The 15,833-nt window shown below is 62.1% G+C and carries 10 protein-coding genes and 1 riboswitch; of the genes, 8 read left to right on the top strand and 2 right to left on the bottom strand.

The window, feature by feature from the left end; genetic code table 11:
* Nucleotides 1-113 precede the first annotated feature (113 nt).
* Nucleotides 114-232: riboswitch (SAM riboswitch) on the bottom strand.
* Between the two features lie 232 nt (nucleotides 233-464).
* Both ACLQ3C_RS13885 and ACLQ3C_RS13880 read left to right on the top strand, forming a co-directional pair.
* Entirely contained in the window at nucleotides 465-1,817 is a 1,353-nt protein-coding gene (locus ACLQ3C_RS13885; RefSeq protein ID WP_425705655.1) for an aldehyde dehydrogenase family protein, read from the top strand.
* Nucleotides 1,818-1,922: 105 nt separating this feature from the next.
* Nucleotides 1,923-2,591 carry a DUF998 domain-containing protein gene (locus ACLQ3C_RS13880; protein WP_425705654.1) on the top strand — a complete coding sequence of 223 codons (669 nt, stop codon included), beginning with the start codon at nucleotides 1,923-1,925 and terminating at the stop codon, nucleotides 2,589-2,591.
* Here the strand turns inward: ACLQ3C_RS13880 and ACLQ3C_RS13875 are convergent.
* Together ACLQ3C_RS13875 and ACLQ3C_RS13870 are read right to left on the bottom strand one after the other, a co-directional pair.
* Nucleotides 2,545-3,921, bottom strand: coding sequence for a hypothetical protein (locus ACLQ3C_RS13875; protein ID WP_425705653.1), 1,377 nt, complete (start codon nucleotides 3,919-3,921; stop codon nucleotides 2,545-2,547). The genes ACLQ3C_RS13880 and ACLQ3C_RS13875 overlap by 47 nt on opposite strands.
* Before the next feature lie 167 nt (nucleotides 3,922-4,088).
* Nucleotides 4,089-4,340 (bottom strand): hypothetical protein, encoded by a 252-nt coding sequence (locus tag ACLQ3C_RS13870; RefSeq protein ID WP_425705652.1) that lies wholly within the window; start codon nucleotides 4,338-4,340, stop codon nucleotides 4,089-4,091.
* Between the two features lie 222 nt (nucleotides 4,341-4,562).
* On the opposite strand from ACLQ3C_RS13870, the gene ACLQ3C_RS13865 reads away from it, so the two are divergent.
* The 6 genes from ACLQ3C_RS13865 (at nucleotide 4,563) to ACLQ3C_RS13840 (ending at nucleotide 15,830) form a co-directional block, all read left to right on the top strand.
* Nucleotides 4,563-4,760, top strand: a complete 198-nt coding sequence (locus ACLQ3C_RS13865; protein ID WP_425705651.1) for a helix-turn-helix domain-containing protein — start codon at nucleotides 4,563-4,565, stop codon at nucleotides 4,758-4,760.
* Between the two features lies 1 nt (nucleotide 4,761).
* On the top strand, nucleotides 4,762-8,037 hold the full coding sequence (locus ACLQ3C_RS13860) for a helicase-related protein (RefSeq protein WP_425705650.1): 3,276 nt from the start codon (nucleotides 4,762-4,764) through the stop codon (nucleotides 8,035-8,037).
* Nucleotides 8,030-8,713, top strand: a complete 684-nt coding sequence (locus tag ACLQ3C_RS13855; protein ID WP_425705649.1) for a DUF4391 domain-containing protein — start codon at nucleotides 8,030-8,032, stop codon at nucleotides 8,711-8,713. The genes ACLQ3C_RS13860 and ACLQ3C_RS13855 overlap by 8 nt, the downstream gene beginning before the upstream one ends.
* Before the next feature lie 13 nt (nucleotides 8,714-8,726).
* Nucleotides 8,727-10,595, top strand: coding sequence for a site-specific DNA-methyltransferase (locus ACLQ3C_RS13850; protein WP_425705648.1), 1,869 nt, complete (start codon nucleotides 8,727-8,729; stop codon nucleotides 10,593-10,595).
* Nucleotides 10,596-10,600: 5 nt separating this feature from the next.
* Nucleotides 10,601-13,681 (top strand): type III restriction-modification system endonuclease, encoded by a 3,081-nt coding sequence (locus ACLQ3C_RS13845; RefSeq protein ID WP_425705647.1) that lies wholly within the window; start codon nucleotides 10,601-10,603, stop codon nucleotides 13,679-13,681.
* Nucleotides 13,682-13,823: 142 nt separating this feature from the next.
* Nucleotides 13,824-15,830 (top strand): GmrSD restriction endonuclease domain-containing protein, encoded by a 2,007-nt coding sequence (locus ACLQ3C_RS13840; RefSeq protein ID WP_425705646.1) that lies wholly within the window; start codon nucleotides 13,824-13,826, stop codon nucleotides 15,828-15,830.
* Nucleotides 15,831-15,833 lie beyond the last annotated feature (3 nt).

Below are 15,833 nucleotides of genomic sequence, written 5' to 3'. Positions count from 1 at the left end.
TTGGGGTCCGCTCACAGGCAGGTGTGGGTCGGACAGGGGGACGCGAACCGACTTCGTCGGTCGGGCATGGTTGATCATCGAACTCCCGAATTCACCTCGGGCACCCATATGTGAACCCGCGCTTGCTCCATGCCCGGCTTGGGCTGGAGCCGTGTCCTTTATCCAGGGCACCCCGCCGCGGTGGAGGGTTGCCGACCAGCCAGCTGGAACTTGGCACTGGTACTCGTTGACACAGAGCGATCGAAGTCCACCAAAGGTTTTGGCGGGTCGACCACTGAGCAGAACAGTACTCAGACTCGCCGGTTAGTCACTACTTCGTGTGATTTCGAATCGCGACGGACTTAACCTGGCGCGAAGGTCGGCGAGGGTCTACAGGGCCGGTGACGGGCGCCGCCGGATGTATCGGCCGGCGGCAGGTGTCGATTGCCCCGAGAACGGGTACGCGGCCCACCGTGTTGGAGACCATGGAAACGATCACAGTCCACGACCCGCGGACCGGCGACATCGTCTCGCAGGTTCCCGCGGCCACCGACGAGCAGGTCGACGCCGCGATCACCACGGCACGCGCGGCGGCCGGGGACTGGGCGGCGACCCCTGCGGCCGAGCGTGCCGAGCGCTTACGTGAGGCGGCCGTGGCGGTCGGCGATGCGGCCGCCGAACTCGCCGGCTGGAACGAACGCGAAACGGGCAAGACCGGTGACGATTCGCTGGGTGGCGTGGCCGCCGGCGTATCGACGCTGCTCCAGTACGCCGAACTCGGACCCGTGCATCGGGGCCGGACCCTGCAGGGGCAACGCTCGGCGCTCGACGTGATGGTGCCCGAGCCGCGCGGTGTGGTCGCGGTGCTGACCCCGTGGAACGATCCAGCCGCCGTGGCGGCCGGATTGCTCGGCGCAGCGTTGGTCACCGGAAACACGGTGGTACACAAGCCAAGTGAACGCTGCCCCACCACAGGTCGGCGCTTCGCCGAGATCATCGCCGAGCATCTGCCCGACGGGGTGCTGAGCATCGTCGACGGCGCAGGCGAGGTGGGTGCGCATCTCGCGGCGTCGCCGGAGGTGGATGTGGTTGCGCACGTGGGCAGTACCGCGACCGGCACCGAGATCCGCCGGGCATGTGCGGAGCACGGCACCAAGGTGCTGCTCGAGAACGGCGGCAACGATCCGCTCATCGTCGACTCCGGGGTCGATCCCGCGTGGGCCGCCGAAGAAGCGGCCCTCGGATGCTTCGCGAACGCGGGACAGATCTGCGTGTCGGTGGAGCGGGTGTATGTGACCGCCGACGTCGCCGACGCCTTCATCGACGAGCTGTGCGGGCAGGCGCGCAGGTGGGGCGAACGTATCGGGCCGCTGGTCGACAACCGTCAGCGCGACGCCGTGCACGCGCAGGTCCGCGGCGCCGTGGCGCAAGGCGCGCAGATCCGGACCGGCGGTGTCATCTCCGACGACATCGGCAGCTTCTACCCGCCCACGGTGCTGACCGGCTGCACCCCCGACATGACGATCCTGCGCGAGGAGACGTTCGGGCCGATCGCCCCGGTGCGGGTGGTCGACGACTTCGTCACTGCGCTCGTCGAGGCCGCCGATGACCGATACGGCTTGGCCGCAACCGTTCTCACCGCCGACATGGCGCACGCACAAGAGGCGTGGCGCGCCCTGCCCGTCGGGACGGTGAAGATCAACGCCGTGTTCGGTGGGGCGCCCGGCGGTGCTTCACAGCCACGCGGCGCCAGCGGGACCGGCTTCGGCTTCGGCCCCGAACTCCTCGACGAGATGACCACGGTCAAGGTCGTGCATTACGCGCCGCCCGGGCCGTGAGTTCGCCGCGTGACCGCGGTGGATTCCGACCAAAGACCCTGGTGAGCGCCACTCCGGGGCTTCTACGTTGAATATGTGGCGAACGGCAGGGCGACAGTCGGCAGGGTGACGACGGGACTCCTCGCGTGCGGACCCATGTACGCGTTGCTCTACATCCTCGCCAACGATGCGGTCGCTGCGTCCCGCTACGGCGGGTACAGCCGGACCGATCAGGCGATCAGCGAGTTGTCGGCGACCGGCGCACCGACGCAGCGGTTTCTGCAATGGCTGGTGCCGGTGTTCACCGCGTTGATGATCGGATTCGGTATCGGCGTATGGCGATCCGCCGGCGGCCGAGTCGGGGTCCGCGTCCTCGGTGCGCTGTTCGTGGTGTTCGGAGTCGTCGGGGTCGCCTGGCTGTGGTTTCCGATGAGCAATCGAGACGACATCGCCGCCGGTGCCGGCGATTCGTCGAACGACGCAGGCCATCTGGTGTTGTCGTTGCTCTCGGTCATGCTGATCGCGGTGTGCACGGTACTCGCAGCGGTGTTGTGGCGCAGCTGGTTTCGATGGTTCACCATCGTCGCGGCGGTCGTCGTGTTGGTGGCCGGCGCCTACACGAGCCGGATGGTCCCGATGATCCAGGACGGCGAGAGCACGGTGTGGATGGGGCTGATCGAACGGGTCAGCATCTTCGGATTCTTCGTCTGGGTCGCGGTGCTCGGTCTGTTTCTGATCGCTCGGGCGCCTACGGCGCTTCCCACACCGTCTGTCGTCGGGCCGGCGCGATCGTGAACTCGATCGCCACGAGCACCAGCGCGCCGATCAGTACGATCCAGAACACGACCCAGCCCGTGGGGTAGTGCCAGAACATCAGGAGGAACGCGGCGACGGTCGGCACGGCGATCCGCAACGGAAACCGCGCCTGCCACAACACCTTCTCCACCGTCGAGGGGTCGCGATCGGCACGCCGAGCATCGATCGCGGCGAACCCGCGTCCGACGCGGCTGCGCACCGCGCGCGCCGAGCCCGACCCACCGGCGAAGTATCCGACGAGGGCGAGGACCAACCCCACCACCGCGACTGCACGCAGCGCCAGCCGCATGGGGGCGATGACGGTGTCGAAAATCGCCTGCGCCGCGCCCGGGGACAACACGTCGGCGGGAACGTTGTCGAGGTAGATCATGCGGCCCACCAGAATGGCGATCGCGAGCAGCAGCATCGCGATCACCACCGCGACTCCGGCCACGGCGAGCGTGCGCCATCGTCGGCCGCTGCGGGCAACGCCGACGGCGGCGACGATGGCCAGAATCGCCAGCCAGGGAAGGACATTGGCCACCTTGTCGAGCGCCTTCACCAGGTGCTGGGCGCGGGCGAGTTGCGGGGAGTGCCAGATCACGAATGCCTTGTTGATCACCGGGATTCGGTCGGCAAAGGCGAATCCGTGAGCGAGCAGGCGCTGTTTCACCTGCGTGATGACGGGGCCGAGCTGGATGCTGATGGTTCCGCTGGTGGTGTCGACCTCGACCGCACCGTGCCGGGTTTCACCGGTCACCGCGGCGACCACCGCCTCGTGCGCCTCACGGTTGGCGGTCGTCCAGATGTCCTGGAATTGCGGCGAGGCGACGAATTGCGCCACCGTGCCGTGGATGAACCCTTCGGCCTGCCCGGCCAGCACCGGGGCCAGGCCGATGATGGCTTGGTCGGCGCGTGGACGGTCGGCCGGGGTCAGCTCCGTCAGATTTGTCAGGGCGTCGGTGGTGATCTGCTGGACGTCGACCTGGGCGTTGATGGCATCGACGATCGTCGTCGTCACCTGCTGCTGCACCGCCGGGTCGGCGGCCAGGGGTGCCACTGTCGCCACGTAGTGGTCGGTGTCGAGGATCTGGCTGCGCACATATCGGGTCGTCACCGACAGCAGAGTCAATACGGCGCACAGAATGACCAGCAGAACCACTCCGACGGCACGGCCGCTGATCCGTCTGCGGGGACGTGCTGCCGGCGGGGCCGCGTCGTCGTCGCGGGCCTGCGCTGCCTCGGTGAGTTCGGCGACCCGGGCCCGGAGGTGCTCGAGTTCGGTGCGTTCGTCGGCGGTCAGTTCGGGGACTGCCTGGGCGTCGGTCATCGGGGTTCGCTCTCAACGGTCTCGGGAGACAGACGGGTGCATGCCCTTGACCATGACAGTGCCCGAGTGCGGCGGCATCACCCGATGCGGGCGAACCCGCAGTCGACTCTGCGTGCGGTCCGGCGGTTCGCCTGGGGGCGGTTCGGTGGGGCCGCCTCCCGGCGCGCTCATGGTGCCGACGGATCGGGGCCTGCGGGTAGGTGCAATGCGACGAGTTCGGCCAGTCGGGCGCCGACCTCCTCGACCGGTCGCGTCGACCGCTGCGCCTGGGCGATGACGACCGCTCCCTCGACGGCGGAGAGGATCGTGACCGCCAGTGACTCGGCGATCGCCGGGTCGATGCCCTGGCTGGTGAACTTGTCGCGGATCCGCGTAAGCGTCTCTCGGCGAACGACGGGCCAACCGGGAAGGAGCCACATCGAAGCCACGCCGTGACGGACCGACAAGCCGCTGTCATGACGACGCGAGGGCCACGCGGCCGCCGCCGAACCGAAGACGCAGAGCGCGGGCGAAGGCTGCCACCAATCGGGCCGCGGCCCACCTGAAGTGATCCAACTTCGGGTAGACCCTTCCTAACAGGGCTAAACGGGGTAAGGTGCCGGGAGGCCAATTCGCGATCGGTCGATGAGTCGGAGGTAGCAGTGACGGAACCGTGGCTGTCCGCTGATGATATTGCCGCACATCTCGGCGTCACCAAGGACACCGTGTACAGCTGGATCGCCGAGAAGGCGATGCCTGCCCACAAGATCGGCCGCCTGTGGAAGTTCCAAGCGAGCGAGGTCGATTCTTGGGTGCGAGGTGGCGGGGCCTCCGTTCACACCGACACGGCGGAGGACTGACGTGCGGATCATCGACAACGTCAACGATTTGCTCGGCGACGATCTCAAGACCGAGATCACGCCGGGGTCGAAGCTGCGCATCGCGGCGTCAACCTTCTCGATTTTCGCGTTCGAGGCGCTGCGCAAGGAACTCGAGCAGATCTCCGAGCTGGAATTCATCTTCACCTCACCATCCTTCGTGACGGAGAAGGTGACTGACAAGGTCCGGAAGGAGCGCCGCGAGTTCTTCATTCCGGCGGGCCGTGCGGAATCGACCCTGTATGGCTCGGAGTTCGAGATCCGCCTGCGCAACAAGCTGACCCAGCGCGCGATCGCGAAGGAGTGCGCCGACTGGGTGCGTAGGAAGGTGACATTCCGGTCGAACTCCACTGGAAACCCGATGCAGCAATTTGCGGTGGTGGACGACAACGCCGCCTACATACCGTTGCAGGGCTTCACGACGTCAGACCTCGGATACGAACGTGGCAATGCCGTGTCGAACATGGTGCACCGGGTCGACAACGCTCCAATGACGGCACAGTACGTCCAACTGTACGACCAGATCTGGAACAACCCGGATCAACTGGACGATGTCACGGACGCGGTCTGCGACCATATTGCGAGTGTGTACGCCGAGAACTCCCCGGCCCGCATCTACTTCCTGATCCTCTACAACTTGTTCGCCGAGTTCCTCGACGACATCAACGAGGACGTACTGCCCAACGACCGGACCGGCTACCAGGACACGAAGATCTGGAACAGTCTGTACAACTTCCAGCGCGATGCGGCGACCGGGATCATCAACAAGCTCGAGACTTACAACGGGTGCATCCTCGCCGACAGCGTGGGCCTGGGTAAGACGTTCACCGCGCTGGCAGTGATGAAGTACTACGAGCTGCGCAACAAGTCGGTGCTCGTGTTGTGCCCGAAGAAGCTTGCCGAGAACTGGACGAACTACAACGCGAACCTAACCACCAACATCTTCGCCGGCGACCGCTTCAACTACGATGTCCTCGCCCACACCGATCTGTCCCGCACCCGCGGAGAGTCGCTGGGGCTGCGGCTGGACCGAGTCAACTGGGGCAACTACGACCTCGTCGTGATCGATGAGTCGCACAACTTCCGCAACGCCGACTACGCGCAGGAGAAGGAGTCCCGCTACCAACGACTCATGCGCCAGGTCATTCGTGAGGGCGTGAAGACCAAGGTGCTGATGCTCTCGGCTACCCCGGTCAACAACCGGTTCAACGATCTGAAGAACCAGCTCCAGCTTGCGTACGAGGGTGAGTCGGAGAACCTCTCTCGGCACCTGAACATCTCAACGACGGTCGAGAAGGTCTTCAAGGATGCACAGACAGTGTTCAACGAGTGGTCCAAACTCGACCATGAGGGCCGCACGACCGACCGCATCCTTCAGATGCTCGACTTCGACTTCTTCGAGCTGCTCGACGCCGTCACGATTGCCCGGTCGCGCAAACACATTCAGGCGTTCTACGACACCACGGAAATCGGCGCGTTCCCCGAGCGGCTCCCACCGAAATCGATCCGCGAACCGCTCACCGACCTGCCCGACATACCAGGCTTCAACGACATCTTCGAGCAACTCCAGGCGCTGACACTTGCCGTCTACACGCCACTGGCGTACGTCTTCCCGAGCCGCATCGGCAAATATGAAGACCTGTACAACGTCACTGCCGGCAACGCGCGATCGAATCTCGGCCAGAGTGGGCGCGAACAGGGCCTCAAGAAGCTCATGACCGTCAATCTCCTCAAGCGGTTGGAGAGCTCGGTCGAGGCATTCCGCCTGACGCTGAACAAGATCGAACTCACCGTTGACCGGACCCTGAGTCTCCTCGACACCCACAGCGGTTCCACCGCCGGCCTCGGCACCGACCTTTCGGACCTCGACCTCGAGGTGGACGACGAGGACGACGCGAACCTCGAGGCGTTGTCCTTCGGAGAGAAGATCAAGATCGATCTCGAAGACATCGACATTGAGTCGTGGTGTCGGGACCTGTGGAACGACCGCGAAACCCTCCGCAAACTGGTTGACGAGATGCACAAGGTCACCCCGGAGCACGACCTCAAACTCCAAACGCTCAAGCGGCTCATTGAGGGCAAGGCCGCCCACCCGATCAACCCGGGTAACCGCAAGGTCCTGGTGTTCTCCGCCTTCGCCGACACCGCGAACTATCTCTACCGCGAGCTCGCGCCCGCCCTGACCGGGATGGGGCTGGAGACGGCCCTCATCACCGGTGGAGGCCACGGAGCGAAGACGACACTCGGCACCGGGTTCGACTTCCAGCAAGTCATGTCAATGTTCTCGCCGCGTTCCAAACAGCGACAACTCACGATGCCGACCGAGACGCGCGAGGTCGACGTGCTCATCGGCACCGACGTCATCAGTGAGGGCCAGAACCTCCAGGACTGCGACTACTTGGTCAACTACGACATTCACTGGAATCCGGTCCGAATCGTTCAGCGATTCGGTCGTATCGACCGCATCGGATCGACCAACACCTGCATTCAGTTGGTGAACTTCTGGCCCGACATCTCGCTCGACGAGTACATCAATCTCAAAGAGCGCGTTGAAAACCGCATGGTCATCGCCGATCTCGCGGGTACGGCCGACGACAACGTCCTCACGCTCGAAGACAGTGACGCAGCATTCCGTAAGGAGCAGCTCCGCAAGCTTCAGGATGAGGTCATCGAACTCGAAGACGTCCGCACCGGCGTTTCGATCACCGACCTCGGCCTCAACGACTTCCGCATGGACCTTCTCGCGTATATCAAGGAGTACGGCGACCTTGCCGCTGCACCGAAGGGCCTGCATGCCGTCGTGCCGGCGGACCCCACCAAGGGATTGAAGCCCGGCGTGATCTTCGCGCTGCACAACGTGAACGCCGACGAGAACATCAACCGGGGCAACCGACTCCACCCGCACTACCTCGTCTACCTCGGAGAGGACGGCAACGTCATCGCCGACCACACCGAGGCCAAGCACCTGCTCGACCTCATCCGCGCGGGATGCCGCCCTTACGACCAGCCCCTCGCCGACGTCGTCCACGCCTTCAACGCAGCAACCGGCGAGGGTGCGGACATGGGCAGGTACTCCGCGCTGCTCACCGATGCGATCCACTCGATGATCGACATCACCGAGGAACGCGACATCGACAGCCTTTTCACCGGCGGCGGCACCACCGCACTCACTCAGACCATTGCCGGCCTCGACGACTTCGAACTCATCGCCTTCATCGCCGTAGTCGACTTCAACGACGATGAACCGGCCGATGGGTGATCGCGGCGTGACCCGGCTCTACCGCTGGCCCACCGCCGCGAAGTTCGGCAGCCGAGTACCGAAGGAGAAGTTCTACTCCCACGGCACCGTCTCCACCGCGGTCCGCGAGAAGTTCATTGCCGAGGTGCAGCGCATCACCTGGGCGTACAAGGTTGCCGAGAGCACGATCAATCTGGCTGGCAGCGCCGAGGTCCCCGAGATCCAGGTCTTCGAGATCGACGCGAAGGGCAGTGATGTCTCTGAACCGGTGTTGACCGCGATCGACAAGGCCATTCCGTTTCCCATCATCTTCGAGATCGGCCGCGGTGCGGGTGATTCGACGAGTGTCCGCATGGTCGCCGCGCACAAGAAGCTCGGCGCGGGCGCCCCGAAGCTGAGCGCCTACTTCACGACCGACTGGCAACCTGCCGACGGCGACAGAAAACCACTGCCGGCCGCCATCTCCCTGCCCGCGCTCTACATAGCCCTCCTGGAGCCGATGACCCCCGTGGGGATTCGGCCGGGTGAGGACATGTCAGAGGTCGCAGTCAGACTGGAGACGGTGCGCAAGCTCGAACGCGAAATCGCCGCGCTGGAACGCAAACTCCGCACCGAACCCCAGTTCAACCGCAAGGTCGAACTGCGGCGTGCATTGAAGACGAAGCAAGCAGAACTGGCCGTGTTGGTCGAAAGGTAGGCAGAGCAAACCTATGGAAAAGCTGCGCATGACGTCGCCCGACCTGACCGACGCCAACATCGACAAGCTCGCAGAGTTGTTCCCGAGCGTCGTCACTGAAACTCTCGACGCCGAGGGGAATCCGAAGAAGGCCATCGACTTCGACCTGCTCCGCCAGGAACTGTCCGACCATGTTGTCGAGGGACCGCAGGAGCGCTACCAGCTCGACTGGCCAGGCAAACGCGCCGCCGCATTCGCAGCCAACGCCCCCATCGCGAAGACCCTCCGGCCAGTGCGTGAGGAGTCCGTCGACTTCGACACCACCAAGAACCTCTTCATCGAAGGCGACAACCTCGACGCACTGAAGCTCCTTCAGGAGTCGTACCTGGGCAAGGTCAAGCTGATCTACATCGACCCGCCGTACAACACGGGCAACGACTTCGTCTACGCGGATGACTTTGCTGAGAGCACGCAGGAATACCTCGCCCGTACGGGGCAGTCGGACGGTTCGGGAGCGAAGCTTGTGGCAAACCCCGAGTCCAACGGACGGTTCCACTCGGACTGGCTGAGCATGATGTATCCGAGGCTGAAGCTTGCTCGGAATCTTCTGTCTGACGATGGGCTGGTCTTTGTGTCGATTGATGACGCTGAAGCACCGAACCTACGTCGGTTATGCGACGAAGTTCTTGGCACCGAGAATTTCGTCGGTCAACTGGTGTGGAAGTCCCGAGTAAGTGAGGACACCCGCTCGAAGACGGGACTTTCCACCGACCATGAGTACATCGTTGCCTACCGACGAAGCGAAACCGGGCGCTTCGTGGGAGTCGGGAAAGACATGGGGAAATTCAGCAACCCCGACAACGACACGCGAGGGCCATGGCGTAGTGCCGATCTTACCGGCCTTGCGACCGCTGACCGCCGTCCCAACCTTCACTACGACATTGTCGACCCAGGCACGGGACAGGTCTATCCTCCTCCACATAAGGGGTGGCGATACGAACCGTCGACTATGGTAACAAAGATTGCAGAAGGACGGATTTTGTGGCCGAGCGACCCCTCTGGTCGCCCGCGACACAAGCTCTTCGTAGAAGAAATGTCAAGTCCATTCAAGAGCGCAACATCAGTTCTCCAGCAGTGGTCAACAGCCAACGGAACCCGAGAGGTAAATGAGATTCTTGGTGGGGGAATCTTCGATTTTCCTAAGCCGACTGAACTTATCAAGTTCTTGATTGGCCAGGCTTCCTCGGATTCGAAGGATGATGTGATTCTCGATTTCTTCGCTGGAAGCTCAACGACTGCACATGCCGTGATGTCCGCAAATGCTGAGGACGGAGGTACCAGACGATTCATTTTGATCCAACTTGATGAGAGGGTTGATGAAGACTCCGCCGCAGCGGAATCCGGCTACACCAATATTGCGGAGATTTCACGCGAGCGTATTCGCAGAGTCGGCCCGGCAGTGACGCGTAGTGCTGGATTAGCATCCGAGAATCTCGATTTTGGGTTCCGTACGCTAAAGGTCGACACAACCAATATGGCCGATGTTCTCCGGTCTCCCGATGAGACCGATCAGCTTGCCCTCTCGAACCTGGAGGGCAGCGTGAAGCCGGACCGTTCGGGCGAGGACCTACTATTCCAGGTGATGCTCGACTGGGGCCTTGAACTCACCATGGCCATCGCTATCGAGCAGCTCGATAGTCAGAAGGTCTTCGTGGTCGAGGACGGCGCCCTGATCGCGTGCTTCGATTCGAAGGTCAACCCCGAGCTGGTGCGCACCATCGCCAAGCGTGAACCTCTACGGGCAGTGTTCCGTGATTCGTCCTTCGCCTCGGATGAGGCCCGTATCAACGCGGAGCAGGCCTTCCGTGAGCTGTCACCGGCAACCGACGTGAAGGCGATCTGATCCAGATGAAGCTCCAATTCAAGGTTCAGCAGTACCAAACCGATGCGGTCGACTCCGTGGTCGGGGTATTCGCCGGTCAGCCCAAACACGACGGGATCTCGTACCGGATCGACCCCGGCAACGTGAAGCAGGTCTCTAACCCCTCCCTGTTCGAAGCTACGGAGACGCCTGATTCTGGTCTGCGGAACGCGGAGATCGAGCTGACCAGTGCTCAGTTGCTGGAGAACGCGCATAGGGTGCAACGATCGCGGAACCTCCCGCTGTCACCGAAGCTTGTGGACAGCAAAGCAGCACCCGGCGCCCCGAATCTTGACGTGGAGATGGAGACCGGTACCGGCAAGACGTACGTCTACGTCAAGACGATCATGGAGTTGCACAAGCGGTACGGCTGGTCGAAATGCATCATCGTCGTACCGTCGGTGGCAATCCGTGAGGGTGTGAAGAAGTCCTTCGATGTGACTGCCGAGCATTTCCAGCAACTCTATGGAACGAAGCCGCGCTCGTTCATCTACAACTCGTCGCAGCTGCACGAGTTGGAGCGGTTCAGTTCCGATGCCGGTGTGCAGGTGTTGATCATCAACATTCAGGCGTTCAACTCGTCAGGCAAGGACAACCGTCGCATCTACGATGTGCTCGACGATTTCCAGTCTCGCCGGCCAATCGACGTGATCAAGGCCAACCGGCCGATCGTGATCATTGACGAGCCACAGAAGATCGGCGCGGACAAGTCGCTCGCATCTCTGGCGGAGTTCAACGCGCTGATGGTGCTGCGCTACTCGGCCACGCACAAGGTGGAGTACACCAAAGTCCATCGCCTCGACGCCCTGGACGCCTACAACCAGAAGCTGGTCAAGAAGATCGCCGTCCGTGGCATCACCGTCAAGGGACTAGCCGGCTCAACTGCATACCTGTACCTCGACTCGATCGAAATCGCCAAAGGGGCTAACCCCCGTGCCCGAGTCGAGATCGAGATTCAGACGAAGACCGGCATCAAGCGTCAGATCAAGCGTCTCGGCAAGGGTGACAACCTTCACGACATCTCCGGCGGCATCGAGGCATACAAGGGCCTGTTCATCACGAACATCGACGCCAACCGTGACGTGGTCGAACTGAGCAACGGTGACGTGGTCATCGCGGGGCAACTTGCTGATCGTGATGTGACCGAGGAAACCAAGCGGCGCATCCAGATCCGTGAAGTCATCCGTGCCCACCTCGACAAGGAACGCGAACTGTTCAGCCGGGGCATCAAGGTGCTCTCACTGTTCTTCATCGACGAGGTCGCCAAGTACCGCGACTACGACCGCGAAGACGCCCTCGGCGACTATGCACGCATCTTCGAGGAAGAATACGAAGCGGTTCGCGACGACGTGCTCGGTGAACTCGCCCTCGACGACTCGGCCGCCGCGCACCAGGAGTACCTGCTCCGCGACGACATAGGGAAGGTGCACGAGGGCTACTTCTCCATCGACAAGAAGACCAAGCGGCAGGTCGACGGCAAGGTCAGCGGCCGGGGCGACGACAAGGGCCAGTCCACCGACTCCGACGCCTACGACCTGATCCTCAAGAACAAGGAACGCCTGCTGTCGTTCGAAGAACCGGTGCGGTTCATCTTCTCGCACTCCGCACTGCGCGAGGGCTGGGACAACCCCAACGTGTTCGTCATGGGGATGCTCAAGAAGAGCGACAACACGGTCTCGCGCCGGCAGGAGATCGGGCGTGGTCTGCGGTTGGCGGTCGACCAGCACGGCGAGCGCATGGACAACCCGGTCGTCGTGCACGACATCAACGAACTGACCGTCGTCACCGACGAGTCCTACACCGACTTCGTGACCGGACTCCAGAAGGAGATCGCCGACTCGTTGGCGGCGCGGCCACGCAAGGCGAGCGTGAAGTTCTTCACGGGCAAGACCATTCAGACGCCGAGTGGCGAATCCGTTGTGGAGGAGGCGCTGGCGCAAGCGCTGTACAAGTATCTCATCAAGAACGACTACCTCAATGACGACGACACGGTCTCTGAGACGTGCAGGCAGGCGAAGGAAGCCGGCACGCTCGCCGAGCCGACCTCGGAGGTGCTGCGGCCGGTCATCGATTCTGTGTGGCCGCTGGTGGATGCGCTGTATCTCGATGTGAAGGTGATCGGTGAGGACGGCCGCAAGCCGAAGAAGATCCCGCTCAACGAGGCCAACTTCGCGAAGAAGGAGTTCCAGGCGCTCTGGGGCCGGATCAACCACAAGGCGGTCTACCAGGTCGAGTTCGACTCGGACGAGTTGATCCGCGAGTGCATTCAGGCGCTCGACAACCATCTCAACGTGGCTGCGATGCAGTATGTCCTCATCGAGGGACAGCAGAAAGCCGCGCTCGACGCCGAGGATCTGACCAACACGGCCGGATTCGACCAAACGCGCACACGGACTCAGACCGAGACAGTCACTGCCGGCTCGCAAGTGAAGTACGACCTGCTCGGCGAGATCACCGAGAAAACGCAGCTCACCCGACGTACCGTCGCCGCCATTCTGTGTGGAGTCACGCCGGCGACTTTCGCAAAGTTCCGGCTCAATCCGGAACAGTTCATCACCGAATCTGCCCGGCTCGTCAACGAGCAGAAGGCCACTGTGATCGTCGAACACCTGACCTACGACACGCTGGAAGACCGGTTCGACTCGGCGATCTTCACCGAGAATCAGACCAAACAGGACTTCACACAGGCCGGCGATAAGCTACGCAAGCACATCTACGACTATGTCGTCACTGACTCCAAGATCGAACGCGACTTCGTCAACGAGATCGACACCAGCAACGAGGTCGCGGTCTACGCGAAACTCCCGCGGGGCTTCTTCATCCCGACCCCGGTCGGTGACTACAACCCCGACTGGGCGATCGCGTTCACCGAGGGAAGTGTCAAGCACGTGTACTTCGTCGCCGAGACGAAAGGCTCACTGTCAAGTCTGCAACTCAAGGGCGTCGAACTGGCCAAGATCGAGTGCGCCCGGCAGTTCTTCGACTCGCTCAACAAGAAAAACGGGCAAGACGTAACGTACAACGTCGTCACGGACTACACGGAGCTCATGCAGCTCGTGACCATGTAGAGAAGCGCTACGGGGCCGAAGGGGCGGATTCTGAGTTGCGAACTATCACGGCCGTTCCGCGGTCTGCTCCGGGGCCTGGTGAATATCATGTAGGCGAGCTGAGTTGCGGCTCGGAACCGCACACGAATGAATGGGCAATCACATGGGATTGGGAACCGAGAACCTGATCACTCAGGTACGACACCTCCTGGACGGACGGATCATCATCCCGTCGATTCAGCGCGGCTACGTCTGGAAGAAGTCACAGGTACCTTACCTCCTCGACTCGCTGTACAAGGACTATCCTGTCGGCTCCTTGTTGGTATGGAAGACAACGCTTGAGATTCCACTCAAGAAGGCTGCAGTAATACAGGAAGAGCAGGATCAGCTGCATCCATCGGTGCTCCTTGATGGCCAACAGCGGTTGACATCGCTCGCCGCAGTTATCGCTCCTGGCAGGGCGACCGGAACTCACCTAGACGTCCGGTTTAATGTAGACACCGAGGAATTTCTTAACGCGAGTGCCACCCAGCGACAAAATCCTCGTTTGCTGCGGGTATCACAGCTGATGGGTGAGGCGCCACAATTTGGCCAGCTTCTCGCGATGGCAGGGATCGAGCACAGCGACCCGTCATACGACGACTATTACGAGAGGGCCCGGGCAGTCCACAGGATACGTGAGAAGCAGGTGCCTGTGATGACCATCGATTCGAATGACTACGAGGAGGTCGCCGAGATTTTCACGCGGGTCAACCAAGGTGGGCGGCGACTATCCAAGGGCGACTTGGTCTTGAGTGCTATCGCAGCGCGGTGGCCTGAGGGCCTCGAAGTGATTGACCGCTTCAACGACGAACTTGACCGGCAAATGTTCTCGCTTGACCGCGAGGCGGTGCTGCGGTTAACCGGTCTACTCGCTGGCACCGGAGCTCACTCCATCAAACTCATTAATAAGGCGATTACCGGCAACGCGCTCGAGTTGCGGTGGCGCGAAACCGAGACGGCCTTGGGATACGCAGTCGATTTCCTCAAGGGTGAATGCAGCATCCCCCGGTCGGCTGTCCTCACGAGTCCCAACGTCGTAGTGATACCCGCATACCTGCTGTTCTTGCGGAGCGGTAGCCTCACGCCAGAAGAATCTACAGTGTTGAAACGCTGGGTTTACACAGCAATGGCGTTCAGCTACTATTCCAACCAGGTCGAAGGAAAACTCGACGCCGACGCGAAGTCGATTCGAACCGCGGCTGCGTCGACCCGCGACACGGTCAGCGTTCTCGGGGACCTGATTCGACGTGCCTCGGGAGCCCGCCCGATCGGCACGCCCGTCGACCCCGACGAACTGTCAAGCAAGAAGATGAGTTCAGCGTGGTTCAATCTGCTCTACATCGCCGCACTTCAACGTTCGGCGAAAGACTGGAAGAGCAATCAGGCGCTGGTGTCGGCACCGATGACGTCGGGATCAAGAATTGAGTATCACCACGTCTTTCCGAAGGCGAAGGTCCTTGGCACCTACGGTGCAGACATGACCAACTGCATCGCCAACCTCGCGTTCATAAACGGGACTTCCAACCGGTCCATCTCCGCCAAGGACCCGGCGATCTATCTCCCTCAGATTGCAGTTGAGCGGCTGCGTGAGCAACAGGTGCCGGGTGATCCCGCGCTATGGGCAATTGACAGATTTCCTGAGTTCCTCGAGACTAGGCAGATCGAGTTGGCGCATGTTCTCAATGAATTACTGTCGCTAGCGCCGACCGCCCCGCGATCTGCTGACAGCCAGCAGACGCATCCCCTCGAATCGGAGCTGCCTGATGACGACGACGCCGCCTTCGACGTTGAGAACTCGTTGCCGGGCATAGATCCTAGCCCTGCACCTTCTCCCCTGACCATTCGTCCCGCCGGGCAGACCCTGGTCACACGGAGAGTAAACAGTCCGGCTGGGTCTCGCCGGCCCAATGGTGCAATCGCGTCTCATGTTCTTGAGGTGCTATCGCGATTCCCGCCCGGGACGGAATTCCGCCTATCTGAGGTTGCGGCGATGGAAAGCTCCAACTATCAGGCAAATGAGATCAGTACCGGAGCAATCGACCAGGGTGTTCGGAATGGGACAATCCCAGGAGTCGAGTTTGTACCGGGAGTGCGGCCGAAACGGGTTCGTCGACTCGTCCGGCAGTAGTGC

Origin of the sequence: Gordonia sp. DT30, from assembly GCF_049844915.1 — a bacterium.
GTDB lineage: Bacteria > Actinomycetota > Actinomycetes > Mycobacteriales > Mycobacteriaceae > Gordonia.
Note: the sequence above shows the minus strand (reverse complement) of the source record. Positions and strands in the feature narration are given on the sequence as shown.